Annotated in this window: 11 protein-coding genes and 1 pseudogene; 6 read left to right on the forward strand and 6 right to left on the reverse strand. The window is 63.8% G+C overall.

The window, feature by feature from the left end; all coding sequences use genetic code 11:
- Positions 1-54 precede the first annotated feature (54 nt).
- Complete coding sequence (locus FW796_RS17030) at positions 55-879, reverse strand: hypothetical protein (protein WP_446439621.1); 825 nt, start codon at positions 877-879, stop codon at positions 55-57.
- Between the two features lie 238 nt (positions 880-1,117).
- Here FW796_RS17030 and FW796_RS17035 point away from each other — a divergent pair, with 238 nt between their 5' ends.
- Positions 1,118-1,690, forward strand: a complete 573-nt coding sequence (locus FW796_RS17035) for a type 1 glutamine amidotransferase family protein (protein WP_346636222.1) — start codon at positions 1,118-1,120, stop codon at positions 1,688-1,690.
- Between the two features lie 118 nt (positions 1,691-1,808).
- Here the strand turns inward: FW796_RS17035 and FW796_RS17040 are convergent, their stop codons facing one another.
- From FW796_RS17040 to FW796_RS17055, 4 genes are all read right to left on the reverse strand, one after another.
- Complete coding sequence (locus FW796_RS17040) at positions 1,809-2,330, reverse strand: DUF6368 family protein (protein ID WP_346636221.1); 522 nt, start codon at positions 2,328-2,330, stop codon at positions 1,809-1,811.
- Positions 2,331-2,430: 100 nt separating this feature from the next.
- Positions 2,431-2,823 (reverse strand): hypothetical protein, encoded by a 393-nt coding sequence (locus FW796_RS17045; protein ID WP_346636220.1) that lies wholly within the window; start codon positions 2,821-2,823, stop codon positions 2,431-2,433.
- Positions 2,824-2,979: 156 nt separating this feature from the next.
- Positions 2,980-4,068, reverse strand: coding sequence for a polyamine ABC transporter substrate-binding protein (locus FW796_RS17050; RefSeq protein WP_346636219.1), 1,089 nt, complete (start codon positions 4,066-4,068; stop codon positions 2,980-2,982).
- 50 nt (positions 4,069-4,118) lie between these two features.
- Complete coding sequence (locus FW796_RS17055) at positions 4,119-5,420, reverse strand: NAD(P)/FAD-dependent oxidoreductase (RefSeq protein WP_346636218.1); 1,302 nt, start codon at positions 5,418-5,420, stop codon at positions 4,119-4,121.
- 136 nt (positions 5,421-5,556) lie between these two features.
- On the opposite strand from FW796_RS17055, the gene FW796_RS17060 reads away from it, so the two are divergent.
- The 5 genes and pseudogenes from FW796_RS17060 (at position 5,557) to FW796_RS17080 (ending at position 14,389) form a co-directional block, all read left to right on the forward strand.
- Complete coding sequence (locus tag FW796_RS17060; RefSeq protein WP_404937171.1) at positions 5,557-6,477, forward strand: LysR substrate-binding domain-containing protein; 921 nt, start codon at positions 5,557-5,559, stop codon at positions 6,475-6,477.
- A gap of 567 nt (positions 6,478-7,044) precedes the next feature.
- On the forward strand, positions 7,045-8,196 hold the full coding sequence (wecB, locus tag FW796_RS17065) for a non-hydrolyzing UDP-N-acetylglucosamine 2-epimerase (RefSeq protein ID WP_404937172.1): 1,152 nt from the start codon (positions 7,045-7,047) through the stop codon (positions 8,194-8,196).
- Positions 8,193-10,370, forward strand: a complete 2,178-nt coding sequence (gene nfrB, locus FW796_RS17070) for a cyclic di-3',5'-guanylate-activated glycosyltransferase NfrB (protein WP_346636215.1) — start codon at positions 8,193-8,195, stop codon at positions 10,368-10,370. The genes wecB and nfrB overlap by 4 nt, the downstream gene beginning before the upstream one ends.
- Positions 10,367-13,520, forward strand: a pseudogene (locus FW796_RS17075) (NfrA family protein). The gene nfrB and the pseudogene FW796_RS17075 overlap by 4 nt, the downstream one beginning before the upstream one ends.
- Entirely contained in the window at positions 13,520-14,389 is an 870-nt protein-coding gene (locus tag FW796_RS17080; RefSeq protein ID WP_346636213.1) for a DUF4434 family protein, read from the forward strand. Before FW796_RS17075 ends, FW796_RS17080 begins: the two are co-directional and overlap by 1 nt.
- Before the next feature lie 13 nt (positions 14,390-14,402).
- Here the strand turns inward: FW796_RS17080 and FW796_RS17085 are convergent, their stop codons facing one another.
- Positions 14,403-15,965 carry a TerC family protein gene (locus tag FW796_RS17085; protein ID WP_446439622.1) on the reverse strand — a complete coding sequence of 521 codons (1,563 nt, stop codon included), beginning with the start codon at positions 15,963-15,965 and terminating at the stop codon, positions 14,403-14,405.
- Positions 15,966-16,036: the final 71 nt, after the last annotated feature.

Consider the following 16,036-nt stretch of genomic DNA (forward strand, 5'->3'; position numbering starts at 1 on the left):
GGCCAATCGCAAAAGCTTTAGTGAAACCTGCTCACCGTTGAGCAACAACCAGGCTCAACGCTCCCCGCCGTTTGCCTGAGAAAGGCGCGCGGACTTGTTCGGCCCGCCTTTCCACGGTGTGTAAAACACGCTGGCGTGGATCGGCTGCACCTTGCCCTGCTCGACCGAAAAACCCGGCATCTGCCGCAAGTCCAACTGCTCACATAGCTCTGTGGCGCGATTGCGCAATTGATTGTCAGGCTTGAACGACTCGGGTCGGTAACGCACTTCCCGCAGGTTCACCCAGCATTCCTGCACACGACCCTGAGGATCGGCCTTGACCTGGAAACTGGCCACCCCGACGCTGTCCACCGGCAAGCGGGCCAGCGTGTGTTCCCAGAAGAAATGACTTTGGGCGTATTGAACGGCCTTGAAATCAAATGCCTTCAGCTGCTCGGACTCCAGGGTCAACTGAGGGAACATCAAAGTCCCTTTGACCTCCAGCACGCCGTCAGGCTCAAAAGCCGTGGCAGGCGCTAGAGGAAACACCGTATTCCAGCAGATTGCCTTGACCATTTCCCCAAGCTTCGTGTTGTAGGGATAGGCTTGTGCGCTAGGTGCCGAGCTGCTCTGCGCCTCACAACTGATGACCTGATTCTGCCGATCGAACTTCATGACCAGCTCCACGCTGCCCATCAGTTTCTCGCGGTTGGCCCTGAGGCTTTCGCGGTGCAACACCTGCTGTACAGTGGCGGCATAGAGTTGCGTATCTGTCCGCTGTTGCTGCTCTTCCTGGGATAGCAAGGTGCTGGGTGAGCCGGATTGGCAACCGGACAGCACCAGAAGAATGCCGCCCCATAACCCGCACTGCGCCGGGGTCCTGTTCAGAAAGCTGTACATGTTCAGTCCTTTGATGGGTTCACTCACGAATCGCCTTGCTCTGTATTCAGTGATGTCAAGGCGCGGGATCTTAAGCGAGCCCCATCCTTAAAAGCCAACGACAATTGCCGGCTGTCACTGTCGTCCCACAGACTTCTACATTTACGCCTGTGCAGTAAAAGCTTCTCCATCCGCCAGCCGAAAAACCGGTTACCCTGGCGCCCTGCCAATGCTCATTGCCCCAAGGAAGGACAACCACGTGACCCGCGCCATCACTATCATCTGCGACAATTTCGCCGACTGGGAAACTGCCCTGATCAACGCCACCGGTCGTGGCTACTATGGCTTCGACTGCCGTTATGCTTCCCCCAAGGGCGCCATCGTGACCTCCATGGGCGGCCTGCGGGTGACCCCGGACCTGGCGTTGGAAGACATTCGTCTGGATGAAGTGGATCTGCTGATGGTCTGCGGCGGGAGCGTATGGCAGAGCGACCAGGCGCCGGACATCGGCAACCTGCTGCGCGCTGCCCAGGCACGCAACATTGTGATCGCCGGCATTTGCGACGGCACCCGCGAGCTGGCTCGGGCCGGGGTGCTGGACGCGGTGAAGCACACCTCCAATTCGGCGGCCAACCTGCTGGCAGTGAACTATGGCGGGGCCGCGCACTATCAGGAGGTGCCCCATGCCGTCGCGGACCAGCGCGTGATCACCGCCCCAGGCAGCGCACCGGTGAGTTTCATGGCACAGATTCTCGGCACCCTGGGCATCAACGACGACAACCTGACCTACTACCTGGGCCTGCACGCCGCCGAACACCAACAGAAGATCTGACCTCTCCCCTGTAGGAGCCGGCTTGCCGGCGAAAGCGATCTCACGGCCGCCTTCGCTGGCAAGCCAGCTCCTACGGAAGGTGGCGGGCGGGGCGGCAGTGCGGGCGTGTGGCCGTGGATCATTTCACTAGTCGAAAATCCCGATGCCCCAACCATGCCGCAAAGTCCACAGAGCTGAAAATGCTCTCGCCCTCATGCTCGATGATCGCCAGCCCCGCCAGAAACTCGCTGTCCCGGGTGTAGGCATGGATGCTGGCGCAGAAGGCCACCACGCCATCCAGGCGCCGGACCAACGCCAGCGCCGCCTGTCCTAGCCGTTGGTGATCCAACAGATCTTTATCCATGGCCGCCAGGCTCAGGATACCTTCAGGGAGCCATCCCAACGGCCCGGCCAGCCCGGCATATTCCGCCAGTTCCTCTGGATAATCGGGCCCTAGCGCGTAAAGCATGGGGCTGCCTTCAATGAAGAACGATCCCGTCCCCATCCAGGGCTGATCTGCTACTTCGGCCAAGCAGGCCCGTACCAGGCTTTCGACCAAACCATCGATCTTGCGCGGCAACAGCACCCTGACAGTCGGTCCGGCCATTGATTGATGTTCTCCAGCGGGCCGCCTGCGCATTATCGAGAGCGGACAAGTCATGGTTGCTTACATCCGCTCCGGCCCCCGGAGCGAATCACCGGGCCGGGAGCATACAGACAGCAACAGGCGTGTACAAAAACCTGCGCTGCATTGATGCCACTCAACGCCTGGAGCCATTGACCCCAAGCATCTCCTCCAAGCGCTTCGCCTCCCCCTCCGACAACAACGGCGCAGGCGGCTCCATAGCGTGCCGGATGGCAACCTGCGCCGCAGGGGCAGGAGGCTTGGCCCTGGCGGTACGGCTGCGAGTCGAGCGGCTCTGCGGATACAGCGCCTCGTCCAGGCATTTGTCCCGCATGCCCTGGCTGGACAAACCCTGACAGCCCTTGCCGTTGGACCAGGCCCGGGCACCACAGGTGGTCTTGCTGTCGGGGTCTTGCAGGTCGACGCAGCCCAGGGAGCCAAAGCCGTGCCCGAGCACTTCAGCGGGATCGGCGGCGTGGGCCGCTGCCCCATATAGCAGCAGCGAAGCGATAAGCAGTGTCTTGTGCATGAGTGCGCATCCTTGGCGACAGCATCTCCTCGGCCCGATCCCACCACCGAGGCTTGCTGTGGTGTGGTAGGAAATACACTGTTCTATCAGCCGAAGATGACAGTTCCCCACCTCTGCCGCGCGCCCCTGCTCCGGTGGCTTGAAACGCCCCTGCCCTCAGGTGCCGCTGGTGATCCGGGTCCACAGGCGAGTGCTCAGGCGCATCCCGGCCGGGGTCATGGTCTTGATCGGGAACAGGGTGTCGAGCACCGATTGCGGCGGGTAGGCGGCCGGGTTGTCACGCAGCCGTGGCTCGATGTAAGGCAAGGACGCCGCGTTGCCGTTGGCGTACTGCACGAAGTTGCTGATATTGGCGATAACCTTGGGGTCCAGCAGGTAGTTCAGGTAGGCGTAGGCGTTTTCCAGGTGCGGGGCGTTCTTGGGAATCACCACCATGTCCATGGCCACGGTAGAGCCTTCCCGAGGGATGCTGTAGCCGATGTTCACGCCGTTTTTCGCCTGCTGGGCGGTGGCCATGGCTTGCAGCACGTCGCCGCTGAAACCCACGGCCACGCAGATGTTGCCGTTCGCCAGGTCGCTGACGTACTTGGCCTGGTGGAAGTAGAGGATCGAAGGACGGATGGCCCGCAGCGCCTCCTCGGCCTGCTTCAGCTCTGCCGGCCGTTCGCTGTGGGGATCAAGCCCCAGGGCCTTGAGGGTGATGGGTACCATCTGCGTCGGGTTGTCGAGGAAGGCTACGCCGCACTGCTTGAGCTTCTGGATGTTCTCTGGCTTGAACAGCATCTGCCAGGACTGGGTGACATCGGTGTTGCCGAAGATCGCCTTGATCTTGTCGACGTTGTAGCCGATGCCAACGGTCACCCACATGTAGGGAATGCCGTACCGGTTGCCCGGGTCGCTGGTTTCCAGCAGCTTCATCAGCTTGGGATCGAGGTTGTTCCAGTTGGGCAGCTTGCTCTTGTCCAGGGGCTGAATTGCCCCGGACTGGATCAGCCGCGGCAGGAAGTGGTTGGACGGGCTGGCCAGATCGTAGCCACTGCCACCGGTCATCAACTTGGCCTCGGTGGTCTCGTTGCTGTCGATCACGTCGTAGGTGGTCTGGATGCCGGTGCGTTGGGTGAACTCGCTCAAGGTGTCGGGAGCGATGTAGCCGCTCCAGTTGGCGATGCTCACTGTTTCTGCCGCCTGTGCGCCTGTGGCGCACAAGGCCAGGGATAACAGTGCCGTAGTGGTGCGATTGATCATATTGCCGCCCTCTGTGCTCTTATTATTGCGGCGATTTTTCGCCGCGACGGTTAACGTTCGTGTCGCGCGCGCTGCACTTCCCAGCCCATGCGCAAGCTTGCTCCAATGTCAAAAAACGGTCGCGGCGGCAGGTAGCCGGGGCGGGCCTGGGACAACACATCGCGCAACAGCGGCGAGTCGCCGCCGGCCGCCATTTCCGCCAGCAGCCGCCCCCACAGGGTGCCCCGGGCAACCCCGGAGCCGTTGCAACCGGCCACTGTGTGCAGGCCCTCGGCTACCCGGCTGAAATAGGGTTCGCCAGAGCGGGTGCCGCTCAGGTGTCCGGTCCAGGTGTATTGCAGATCGGCATCGGTGATCCCGGGAAAGCGCTTTTGCAGACCCCGCAGATGTGCCTCGCGGCGTACCGCCAACTGCGCCGGTCCCAGGTCACGCTGGCGGTATTCGACGGTATTGCGCATCAGCAGCCGGCGCCCTGGCAGCAGGCGCACGGTGGCCGCTCCCGGCAGGGTGGAAAGCACGCCCCAGCCCTGCTCGTCCAATAGGCTCTGCCAGGGTTGTTCTGGCAGCGGCCGGGTGATGCTGGCGCTCAGCTCCAGGGGAAAGGTGCCGCTGTGCTTGACGCCAACCCGAGGCAGGAACGCGCCGACACAAGCCAGCACCTGGGCCGCCTTGATCTCGCCCTCTCGGGTCTGCGCCCGCCAACCCTCGCCGGGCACGGGTCGCAGATCGTCCACCGGGCTGTTTTCATAGACATCCACGCGCTCGGGCAACGCTTGCAGCAGGCCCTTCACGTACTTGGCCGGCTGCAGCAAGGCGTTGCCACCGGCGCAGTGAATTGCCCGCTGATAGAAAGCGCTGCCCAGGCGTTGCTGCAGCGCCGGGCCTTCCAGATAGCAGGCCTGAGCCCCGACTGCATTCAAGGTGGCGACCCGCGCGGCACTGTCTTGCAGATGCTGGGGCTGATGCACGGCGAAGTGGTAGCCGCCGTCATTGAACTCGCACTCGATGGCCAGTTCGGCAATACGCTGGCGCACCTCCTCGCCGGCGGCGAAACCCACCCGCGAGGCGACCTGATAGGCCGGATAACCAGGGCGGTCGATCAGTTCGTCGGCACCCGGCAGTTCATGGCTGACCACAAACCCCGAATTGCGCGCCGAGGCGCCCTGGGCCGCACGCTGACGATCCAGCAGGACGATGCGCTGCTGGGGAAACATCCGCGCCAGGGCGTGGGCCGCCGAGAGGCCGGTAATGCCGCCGCCGATGATCAGCCAGTCGGTTTTCTGCACGCCCTTGAGTGTCGGCCGCTGAGGGGCTTCCCCCGCCAGGGCGATCCAGCCACATACATTGTTCAAAGCCTGCCACTCCTTCACAATCCATGCGCCAGGAGCATTCAACAGGGAATCCACGCCGGCGCCACATGCCCACAATCTATGGCGACCCAAGCTGGATTTCGAACGTTATTAATTCATTGATCTATTCGGAAAACGCATGGATAACCCTCTTCGACTGCCCTCGCTGCAAGCCTTGCAGACCCTGCTCAACGTGGCCCAGACCCAGAGTTTCACCGAGTCCGCCGCGCGCCTGCACCTGACCCAGAGCGCAGTGAGTCGGCAGATCCAGCAACTGGAGGAGCACTACGGAGTGACCCTGTTCGAACGCAGCAGTCGACGAGTGTCACTGACCGACCAGGGCCGCGATGCCTGCAGCGTGGCCAGCGAGATTCTCCGGTCCCTGGGAGCGCTGCAGGAACGCCTGGCCCCGGCGCCCCTGGACCGACCGTTCCGTATCCGCATCTTCGTGTCCCTGGCGGTGCGCTGGCTGCTGCCCCGGCTCAGTGGCTTCTACGCCGCCAACCCCGGACTGTGCCTGTCCATCGAGACGGTGGGGGGCGCCCTGGTGGACACCGGTGGCGACTGTGATGCCTATGTGCTGTACCTGCCCGAAGGCCTGGACGAACGACCGCTGACACTGCTGTTCGACGAGTACCTGGTGCCGGTATGTGCACCGCAGTTGAGTGACGGGCAACAGCCGCCGCGCTCCCTGGAGGAACTGGCGGGGCATGCGCTGATCCACGGCTCCATTAGCCGCCAGGAGTGGACCGCTTGGCTGCAAGCCCAGGACGATCTGACCCCTCGCAGCTACAAGCACATCCTGTTCAACCTCGACGACCTGGCCCTGGACGCCGCGGCACGAGGGCTGGGAGTGGCCATGACCGACCTGATCCTGGCCCAGGACTCGATCGCCCGGGGCAGCCTGCTGATACCCTTCGGCGCAGCACTGAAGACCGGTGGCGTCTATGCCCTGTGGCTGCGCGACAGCGGCGCCGCGCACCCGGCCTGCGAAACCGTATTGAACTGGTTCCAGGCCCAGGCCGCCGAACGGGATCTACCCACCCCGGACAATGGCTGAACCAGGCCCTGCTGATCATGGGCCGGGACAAACAACGCTGAAGGACCACTGAACAGGGTCCGGGGAAGGTTCGAAAAGTGCTGAGCGCTCAGTTGTAGACCGCCGTCATTGCCCAGGCAAAACACCCCAGCACCAGGGCCATTGCTACTACATACACCGCTAAAGCACGACCCACAGCACTACTCCACAAAACAGACTGCCACCCATACCTGCACCCCCCAGGACGGGGGATGACGCGCATTTTAACAGCGAGCGACATCATTTTGACACGATCGTACGCGACGGATTTTCAACCTCCCGACAAGTGGCATTAGCGTCAATTTTGTGACAAGCATTTCACTGACGTGGAGGTGCCCTGTCGAAGATCGAGAAAGCATGATCCTGCATCTTCAAAGCAGTATTGCGCCATACAAAGGAATTTAACCTCAAGATCGCCGCAACATCCTCTTTTTTCAGCAACTGCACACTTGAGCGATAGCACAGCGTCCCTGCCCCTGCTGGACAGGAGTAGTTAGCACTGCTTTGATTCAACGTTCGTTCCGATTGCATCGCACCCAAGGAGGGGACATGCCTTTTAAAGTCATGATGGTTTTCGGTACACGCCCTGAGGCAATCAAGATGGCTCCACTGGCCCGGGTTCTAAAACACTGGCCAGGTCTGCAACTGCACATCTGTTCCACCGGCCAACACCGGGAGATGCTCAAACAGGTACTGGATTCCTTCGAGTTGCAAGTCGACAAAGACCTGGAAGTGATGACCCAGGGCCAGTCCCTCAACGGCCTCTCGCAACAACTGCTGATCCATCTGGATACCACCTTCGAGCGCCTGCAACCGGACATCGTCCTGGTGCATGGCGACACCACTACCAGCTTTATCGCCGCCCTCGCCGCCTTTCACCGCCAGTTGCCCATCGGCCACGTCGAGGCCGGGCTGCGTACCGGCAACCTCAGGGCGCCCTGGCCCGAGGAAGCCAACCGGCGCCTGACCGGGGTCATCGCCGACCTGCACTTCGCTCCGACTGCCGAGGCCCAGGCCAACCTGCTGCGGGAAAACGTGCCCGTGGAGAACATCGAGGTCACCGGCAACACGGTGATCGATGCGCTGCTGTGGATGCGTCACCACCAGCAACAGACCCAATGGCGCCCCGCCGCCGATTCGCCCCTGGCGGTGCTGGAACACAACCGGCGCATGGTGCTGATCACCGGCCATCGCCGGGAGAATTTCGGCGACGGTTTCCGCGACATCTGCGAAGCCCTGGCCACCCTGGCCCAACGCTACCCGGACGTGCAGTTCGTGTACCCGGTGCACCTCAATCCGCAGGTGCAGAGCGCGGTCTATGGCCTGCTCTCGGACACACCCAACATCTACCTGATAGCGCCTCAGGACTATCAGCATTTTGTCTGGCTGATGGGGCGCTCGTACTTCATCCTCAGCGACTCCGGCGGCATCCAGGAAGAGGCGCCGGCCATCGGCAAGCCGCTGCTGGTACTGCGCGACGTCACCGAACGGCCGTCGGTGCTAGAGGGCGGCACCGTGTTGCTGGTGGGCACCGACCGCGAACGTATCGTGCGCCATGCCAGTGCATTGCTGGACGATGCCGAGTTCCATGCCCGCATGAGCCGGGTACACAGCCCCTGTGGCGACGGCCATGCCAGTGAGCGCATCGCCCGCCGCCTATGCACCTGGCTGGAGGCTCAAGCCCTGCGTGACAGGGCATGAGCCTGGACTTGGTCGATGCCTTCATCTACATCCTCTACGGCCTCAAATACCTGGCAATCAGCCTGGCCCTGCTGATGTTCCTGCTGGGCCTGGATGACCTGTTCATCGACCTGGTGTACTGGAGCCGCAGGCTGATCCGGCGCTGGCGGATCTACGAAAAGTTCAAGCCGGCAGACGAGGAACGGCTGTTCGCGACCCCGGAAAAACCGCTGGCGATCATGGTCCCGGCCTGGAACGAGGTGGGTGTGGTGGGCGAGATGGCGCGCCTGGCGGCGTCCACCATCGACTACGAAAACTACCAGATCTTCGTCGGCACCTACCCCAACGACGCCGAGACCCAGGCCGACGTCGACGCGGTGTGCCTGCACTACCCCAACGTGCACAAGGTGGTCTGCGCACGCCCCGGTCCCACCAGCAAGGCCGACTGCCTGAACAACATCATCGACGCCATCCTGCGCTTCCAGAGCGAGGCGAAGATCGAGTTCGCCGGCTTCATCCTGCATGACGCCGAAGACGTGATCTCACCCATGGAACTGCGCCTGTACAACTACCTGCTGCCCAACAAGGACCTGATCCAGATCCCGGTCTACCCCTACGCGCCGCAGTGGCAAGGTTTCACCGCCGGACATTATGTCGACGAATTCGCCGAGAACCACGGCAAGGACGTAATCGTGCGCGAGGCCCTGACCGGCCAGGTGCCCAGCGCCGGGGTCGGCACCTGCTTCAGCCGCCGCGCCATCAGCGCCCTGCTGGAAGACGGCGACGGCATCGCCTTCGACGTGCAGAGCCTGACCGAGGACTACGACATCGGTTTTCGCCTGAAGCAAAAAGGCATGAAGTGCATCTTTGCCCGCTACTCGATAAACGACCCCAAACTGGCCCTGGACTACCAATGGGTACCGGGCATGAACCGCCAGTTCGCCCAGGTGATCTGCGTGCGCGAACACTTCCCCCGAAACTGGCAGCACGCCGTCCGGCAGAAGTCCCGCTGGATCGTCGGTATCGTGTTCCAGGGCACTACCAACCTGGGCTGGAGCCGCACGGGCCTGCTCAACTACTTCCTCTGGCGCGACCGTCGAGGGCTGATCGCCTACCTGCTGAGCTTCATGGTCAACCTGCTGTTTCTGGTGCTGCTGAGCCTGTGGCTGATCACTGTGCTGACCCCGGATGCCTGGCACTTCCAATCAATCCTGAGCGACAGCTCGCTGCTGGTGGCGCTGCTCTGGCTCAACGGCCTGATGCTGCTCAACCGCCTGTTCCAGCGAGCCTGGTTCGTTACCCGCTTCTATGGGCTGGTGCAGGGACTGTTGTCGGCACCGCGGATGATGTGGAGCAACTTCGTCAACTTCTTCGCCAACCTGCGAGCCCTGCGCCAAGTACTGCAGATGGGCGATTCGCGACGTGTGGCCTGGGACAAGACCACCCATGAGTTTCCCGCCCTGACCAAGGCCCAGCGCACGCCCCTGGGCCAACGCCTATTGGAAAAGGGCCTGCTCAGTGAAGAGCAGCTCGAAGCGGCAATCACCAGCCCGGTGCGTCGGCGCCTGGGCCGCGAATTGCTGTTGCGGGGCTACATCGACAGCACCCAACTGGTGCAGGAACTGGCGGCACAGTTCGATCTGCAATGGGCGCCACTGAACCCGTTCAAGCTCGATCCGCAACTGATCGCCAGCATGCCCCGGCGCATTGCCGTGCAATACGCTGTGCTGCCGGTGGCCGAACAGGGCGAAACCCTGATCCTGGCTTCCGAAGACCCCGTGAGCCAAGTGTCCCTAGGGGCCATCAGTCGCCAGCTCAAGCGCCCGGTAACCTGCCGCCTGGCACCCCAGGGCCGGGTGACCCTGGGTATCCGCCACTGGTATGCCGGCCAACATCAGGGCGAGGAAACCCGACGCATGCTCGCCACCCTGGAACGGCGTCAGGACGATGAAGCGCTGCTGGAGCGGGTCAGCCGTCATCAGGTGCAAATCGGCAGCCTGCTGCAAGTGCGTGGCCTGGTTCCGCCCAGCCTGTTCAACCAGGCGATGATCGACTACGACGCCGATCGCGGCTCCCTCGGTGAACATCTGCTGGAGCGCGGCATGATCACGCCTCAGGTGCTGCAACAGGCCCTGGCAGACCAGGCCAGTGAACAACAAGCGGCCTACCGCATCTTCGCGCGGGAGGATGCATGAACACGCGCAATCAACTGCTCCTGGGCGGCCTGCTGCTGAGCCTGTCCGGCCTGCCCCTGGCGCAGACCGAAGCCCTGAGCGAATTCGAGCGTTTTCGCAGCTATCCCTATCTGGATCGCAGCTACCGCGAAGCGCACAAAGGCAACTGGAAGGAAGTGGAACGTCTGACCCGGCACCTGTTGCAACAGGTGCCGAAAAACCAGGAGGCTCAGGGCCTGCTGGCCCAGGCAACGCCGTTACAAGGATGCGTTGCAAGCCATGCACACCCTGCCACCAGACAGCGCGGCCCTGCTGGAGCTGCGCCTGACCTGGATCGAACAGGACCCTCCCGGCCCCCGGCAAGTGGAACGCTGGATCGACAGCAGTGCGCTGGAACATCGCATCCGCCTGTGGCAGGCCTACAGCATGAGCCTGGCCAAGTTCGGCGGCGCCGCCCGTGCCCATCAATGGCTGGCGAAACTGCCGGACAAGGGCGACGACAGCCAACTGCGCCTGGCCAGCGCCAGCTGGTCCGAACAGCTGCGCAACTGGGATGAAGTGATTGCCCAGCTCGAACCCGTAGCAGCCCGCCAGCAGCTCGATGCAGACGGCTGGCAGCGCCTGGCCAACGCCTACATGCAGCACCTGGACGAGAGCAAGCTGCAAGCCCTGCTGAAACAGGCACCCAGTCCGCAAGCTGCCCACAAGGTCCATCTGGCGATGATCGAACGAGCCATCGCCCTGGGTTACCGGGCCCAGGCCCAGCGCTGGATCCTGCGCCTGCCTATGCAGGATCAGGCCGATCCGGTCCTGCGGGTACAGCATTGGGAACTGGCCCGCCAGGAGAACGACAGCGAAACCGTGCTGCGCCTGAGTGCCGAGCTGCAGCGACCTTGCCTGGAAACCGCGGAGTGGTTGTCCCGGCATGACCCTGACGCCGCCCTCCGGCAGTTGCATCAATGCTCGCCCAAAGAGGACCCACAGGCCTGGTTGGTGCTCGCCCAGCGCCTGCAGGCCGGCGACCTGCTGCAAAGCCAGCGGCTGCCGGAGCCTTGGGACACGGCGCGCCGGGAGCGTCTGCTGGAGGTCTGGCTGAAACAGGGCCAAGGCGCCCGGGCCCTCCAGTGGTTGAGCCAGCAGGAGCAAACCCCGGCGGTGCTGAAACAGCGCGCCATGCTGTTGCAGGCCCAGGGCAGCACCCGCCAAGCCGCTGAACTGTGGGAGCGCCAGTACCGCCAGACCGGCAACCTGGCAGCCCTGGACCAAGCCTCCTACCTGGCCCTCGACAACGGCCGGAAGGCCCACGCTCAGGCCCTGCTGGAGCAGGCCTACGACCGCCACGGCGGCGGCTTGCCCGCCTCCTCGCTGCAACGCCTGGCCGGGCTGTACGCCGCCTCATCTGCGTTGACTCCGGCACAGTTGCGCCGCCTGGGTGCACTGCTCAAGCGGGTCGATCCCATCACCCGCGGTCAACTGCTCGCGCAACTGGCGCAAAACGGTGGTTGCGACGCGGTGCAACAAGCCATCGGCCCACGCCCAAGGGAAATCGGGGAATACCGGGCCCTGGGCCGTTGCGCCATGCCCGGACAACCCGGCGCCGCCGTGGCCTGGTACCAGGCCGCCGAACGCCTGGGAGATCGCAGCAGCCGCTTGCCGCTGGCCTATGCCCTTGAAGCCTCCGGTGATTCGGCCGGTGCCTTGGCCATCTGGCGCAGCGTGCCGGACAGGCAACTGAGCGACAACGCCCGCCTCACCGCCAGCCGCAGCGCCTTGAATCTGGGCGACAACGCCAGCGCCGAGCGCTACTGGCAACAGAGCCAGACCCGTGGCGCCGATGAGTGGGCCCTGGGCGCCGCCATTGCCGAGCAGCGTGGCGACTACAGCGGCGCTCTGGAACGTCAGCGTCAGGCCCTCGGGCCGTCAGCCAATGGCGGGCACCACTACGCAGCCTCGGTAACCGCCCAGAAGGCCGGCGACCTGTCACAGAGCACCCTGTGGCTGGCCGAGGCCGTGCGCCTGGAGCCGAACAACCCACGCTTTCGCGCCGACTACGGCATGCGCCTGGCCGGCACCCGAACTCCGGAGCAGCGGCGCCTGGCCATTCCCTACCTGCAACAGGCCACTCGAGACTTCCCCGAAGACTATCGCCTGGGCGAGACCCTGGCCTGGCGCTATGACGAAATCGAAAACAGCCTCGGCGCCCGCAAGGAACTGCGCCGGGTCATCGACCTGGAGCAGCATCCGGTGGCCGCCAACGATGAGAATGGCAGCATGCAAGCCCGTCGCTACCGTCAGCGCCGCGCCCACGAAACCCTGTCCCGGCGCGACAGTCTGACCCTCGCCAGCACCTGGTCGCCGGGCGGGGTCTCCACCCATAACAGTCTGTTGCCCAACAGCCAGCACCAGGGCCACCACCGCCGCCCGCAATCGCAGAACGTCCAGGTGGCCATGTGGGACCACGCCCTAGGCGAAGAACCAAGCCGCAACGGCAGCAGCCTGTCGGTCTACGGCCGCACCCTGCTCGGCGGCCGCGGTCGCTCCTCCTACGGTGAGTCGGCCGCTGCCGGCCTGGGCCTGCGCTACAAGCCCTGGGGCAACGCCAACATCAACTTCTACGGCGAGCTCTACAAGCAAAGCCAGTTCGACGACCAGGACAACCACGGCCTGAGCCTGGGCCAGATGCTCGACCCCGGGCGCCTGCTGGACCAGCTCAACGACCATCGCAAACGCGGCCACACCAGCACCGACTACCTGCTGCGGGGCACCGCCTCGTTCCTCGACCAGGGCCAGTACCGCAATGACTGGCGGATCGACGAGAGCGACTGGGACGAGCGCTTCCTCTACCTGGACGCCGCCTGGTGGACCAAGGCCGGTGACCATCAATGGCTGTCGCGCTACCAACAGGGCCACGCCTGGAAACTGCCGGTCAGCACTGCCCAGACCCTGATGCCCTACGGGTTTCTCGAATTGGCCGCCCAGGACCCGCGCAACCACTGGCGCCAGGACCTGCGTACCGGGGTCGGCCTGCGCTGGCAGTACGGGTTCGACGATGACCAGTACAACGCCTATCGCAGCCGCCTGACGATACGCGCCGAATATCAACAATCCCTGGGAGGCAACCTGTACGAAGGGAGCAACGGCGTCCTGGTGGGCGTGGAGCTGAATTTCTGATGAAACGACTGACGTTGATCACCCTGTTGTGCCTGGGCCTGAACCTCGGCGCCCAGGCCGAGGAGCGGCTGTTCTACCAGCCGCTGAACAGCGATGCGGCGCTGAGCCGCGAACAGTGGCGCGAGATCTGGCAGGCCAGCGCCCGCCAAGGCGTACGCACCCTGATCGTGCAGTGGACCGCCTACGGCGACTCGCACTTGGGCAATGCTCACGGCTGGCTCGCCGACAGCCTGCGCCAGGCTCGGGAACAAGGCCTGCAACTGGTCCTTGGGCTGTACATGGACCCGGCTTATTACCAGCGCATCGAGCAACTGGACAGCGCCGGTCTGGAAACCTATTGGCAAGCGCAGTTGGCCGGGTCCCTGGAGCGCCAGCACAGGCTGCGCAAAGACTGGAAGCTGCCGGTCAGCGGCTGGTACCTGCCCATGGAACTGGACGACCTGCGCTTCCAGGCCGCGGAGCGGCGTAGCACCTTGCAGCGCCAACTCCAGGACTTTGCCCACCAGCTCGATGCGCCGCTGCACCTTAGCGCCTTCAGCGCCGGGCACCTGGCGCCCCGGGTCAATGGCGCCTGGCTCGGTGAACTGGCCGCCGGCGGCATACAGGTCTGGTGGCAGGACGGCGCCGGTACCGGGCGCCTGGCGCCGGGGGTGCGCGACAGCTACGCCGCCGCCCTGCCCTGCGGGGTCGGCATCGTCCGGGAGGCCTTCCGCCAGACCAGCGCCGAGGGCCAGCCGTTCCGTGCCGAACCGGCGGCGCCTGACGCCCGCCCCGGCGACTGCCATGCCACCGCGGTGTTTTCCCTGCGTTACCGCCCGTGGGGCAAACCGCTACTGGATCAGTTGCTCATGACCAAGGCGGGCCAGTGAAAGCCCCCATCCGTCAGGCAGGCGCCTGGCGGGACAGCAGGACCTGGGTCACGCGGCGCTCTTCCACCGCCATCACCTGAATGCTCCAACCATCCCATTCCAGGCGGTCGCCCTTGACCGGCAGACGATCCAGCAGGCTCATTACCAGGCCGGCCAGGGTCTGGTAGTCCTCGGTAGGCTCGGCGCCAAAGCCGGTACGCTGGCGCACCTGGGGCAGGTTCAGGGCGCCATTGACCAGGAACCCACCCTCTTGCTCCACCACATCCGGCCCTTCGACCTCGCTGGCATCCGGCAGCTCGCCGGCAATGGATTCGAGAATGTCGGTCATGGTCAGGATGCCCATGAAGTCGCCAAATTCATTGATCACAAAGGCGATGTGCGTCGACGCCTTGCGCATCTGTTCCAGGGCGTTGAGGATCGAAAAACTGTCCAGCAGGTTGATGGTCTTGCGCGCCAGGTGCTCAAGGTTCGGCTCGTTGCCGGCCAGGTATTCCTTGAGCAATTCCTTCTTGTGCACGAAGCCCAGCGGCTCATCCACCGCACCATCGCGAATCAGCGGCAGGCGCGAATAGGACGAGTGCATCAGCTTGGTCCGGATGCTCTCCGGGCTGTCCGTCAGGTCGATGGAGTCGACCTCGGCCCGCACCGTCATCAGCGTACGGATCGGCCGCTCCGCCAACTGCAGTACGCCGCTGATCATCACCCGTTCGCGGCGGTCGAACAGCTCGCTGCTCGGCGCCTCACCGTCCTCCAGCAAGTCGGCGATTTCCTCACCCACCTCTTCCGCCGCCAGCTTGCGACCACCCAGCAGGCGCATCACCGCATAGGCCGTGCGCTCACGCATCGGGCGCAGGCCCTGCATGGACTTCTTGCGTCGGGCCCGGGCGATCTGGTTGAACACCTCGATCAGAATCGAGAAGCCGATGGCCGCGTACAGGTAGCCCTTGGGAATATGGAAGCCCAGGCCTTCGGCGGTCAGACTGAAGCCGATCATCATCAAGAAGCCCAGGCACAGCATGATCACCGTCGGGTGTTCGTTGACGAAACGGGTCAGCGGCTTGCTGGCGACGATCATCACGCCGATGGAAACCACCACCGCAATCATCATCACCGACAGATGTTCCACCATGCCCACGGCGGTAATCACCGCGTCCAGGGAGAACACTGCATCAAGCACCACGATCTGCGCCACGATCGGCCAGAACAAGGCGTAAGTGGCACTGCCGGCGCGCTGGCTGACATGGCCCTCCAGGCGCTCATGCAACTCCATGGTGGCCTTGAACAGCAGAAACACACCACCGAACAGCATGATCAGGTCGCGGCCGGAAAAGCTCTTGTCGAACACCTCGAACAGCGGCTGGGTCAGGGTCACCATCCAGGAGATGCTGGCCAGCAGGCCCAGGCGCATCAGCAGTGCCAGGGACAGGCCGATCAAGCGGGCGCGGTCACGCTGCTCCGGCGGCAGCTTGTCGGCAAGGATGGCGATAAACACCAGGTTATCGATGCCCAGCACCAGCTCCAGGACGATCAGGGTCAAAAGGCCAAGCCAGGCCGTGGGGTCTGCGATCCATTCCATAACGACGACTCAAGTTCTCCAGAAATTTCAAACGGCCAGGCGCGAAGAAGCGCCAAGGTGCAGGGCATGCG

Source organism: Pseudomonas sp. 910_21 (assembly GCF_052850735.1).

What these genes read in the sequence shown, in the direction of transcription:
- FW796_RS17030 (WP_446439621.1), bottom strand. Translation starts at nt 879, where the DNA reads ATGTACAGCTTTCTGAACAGGACCCCGGCGCAGTGCGGGTTATGGGGC.
- FW796_RS17040 (WP_346636221.1), bottom strand. Translation starts at nt 2,330, where the DNA reads ATGACTTGTCCGCTCTCGATAATGCGCAGGCGGCCCGCTGGAGAACAT.
- FW796_RS17045 (WP_346636220.1), bottom strand. Translation starts at nt 2,823, where the DNA reads ATGCACAAGACACTGCTTATCGCTTCGCTGCTGCTATATGGGGCAGCG.
- FW796_RS17050 (WP_346636219.1), bottom strand. Translation starts at nt 4,068, where the DNA reads ATGATCAATCGCACCACTACGGCACTGTTATCCCTGGCCTTGTGCGCC.
- FW796_RS17060 (WP_404937171.1), top strand. Translation starts at nt 5,557, where the DNA reads ATGGATAACCCTCTTCGACTGCCCTCGCTGCAAGCCTTGCAGACCCTG.
- wecB (WP_404937172.1), top strand. Translation starts at nt 7,045, where the DNA reads ATGCCTTTTAAAGTCATGATGGTTTTCGGTACACGCCCTGAGGCAATC.
- nfrB (WP_346636215.1), top strand. Translation starts at nt 8,193, where the DNA reads ATGAGCCTGGACTTGGTCGATGCCTTCATCTACATCCTCTACGGCCTC.
- FW796_RS17080 (WP_346636213.1), top strand. Translation starts at nt 13,520, where the DNA reads ATGAAACGACTGACGTTGATCACCCTGTTGTGCCTGGGCCTGAACCTC.
- FW796_RS17085 (WP_446439622.1), bottom strand. Translation starts at nt 15,965, where the DNA reads ATGGAATGGATCGCAGACCCCACGGCCTGGCTTGGCCTTTTGACCCTG.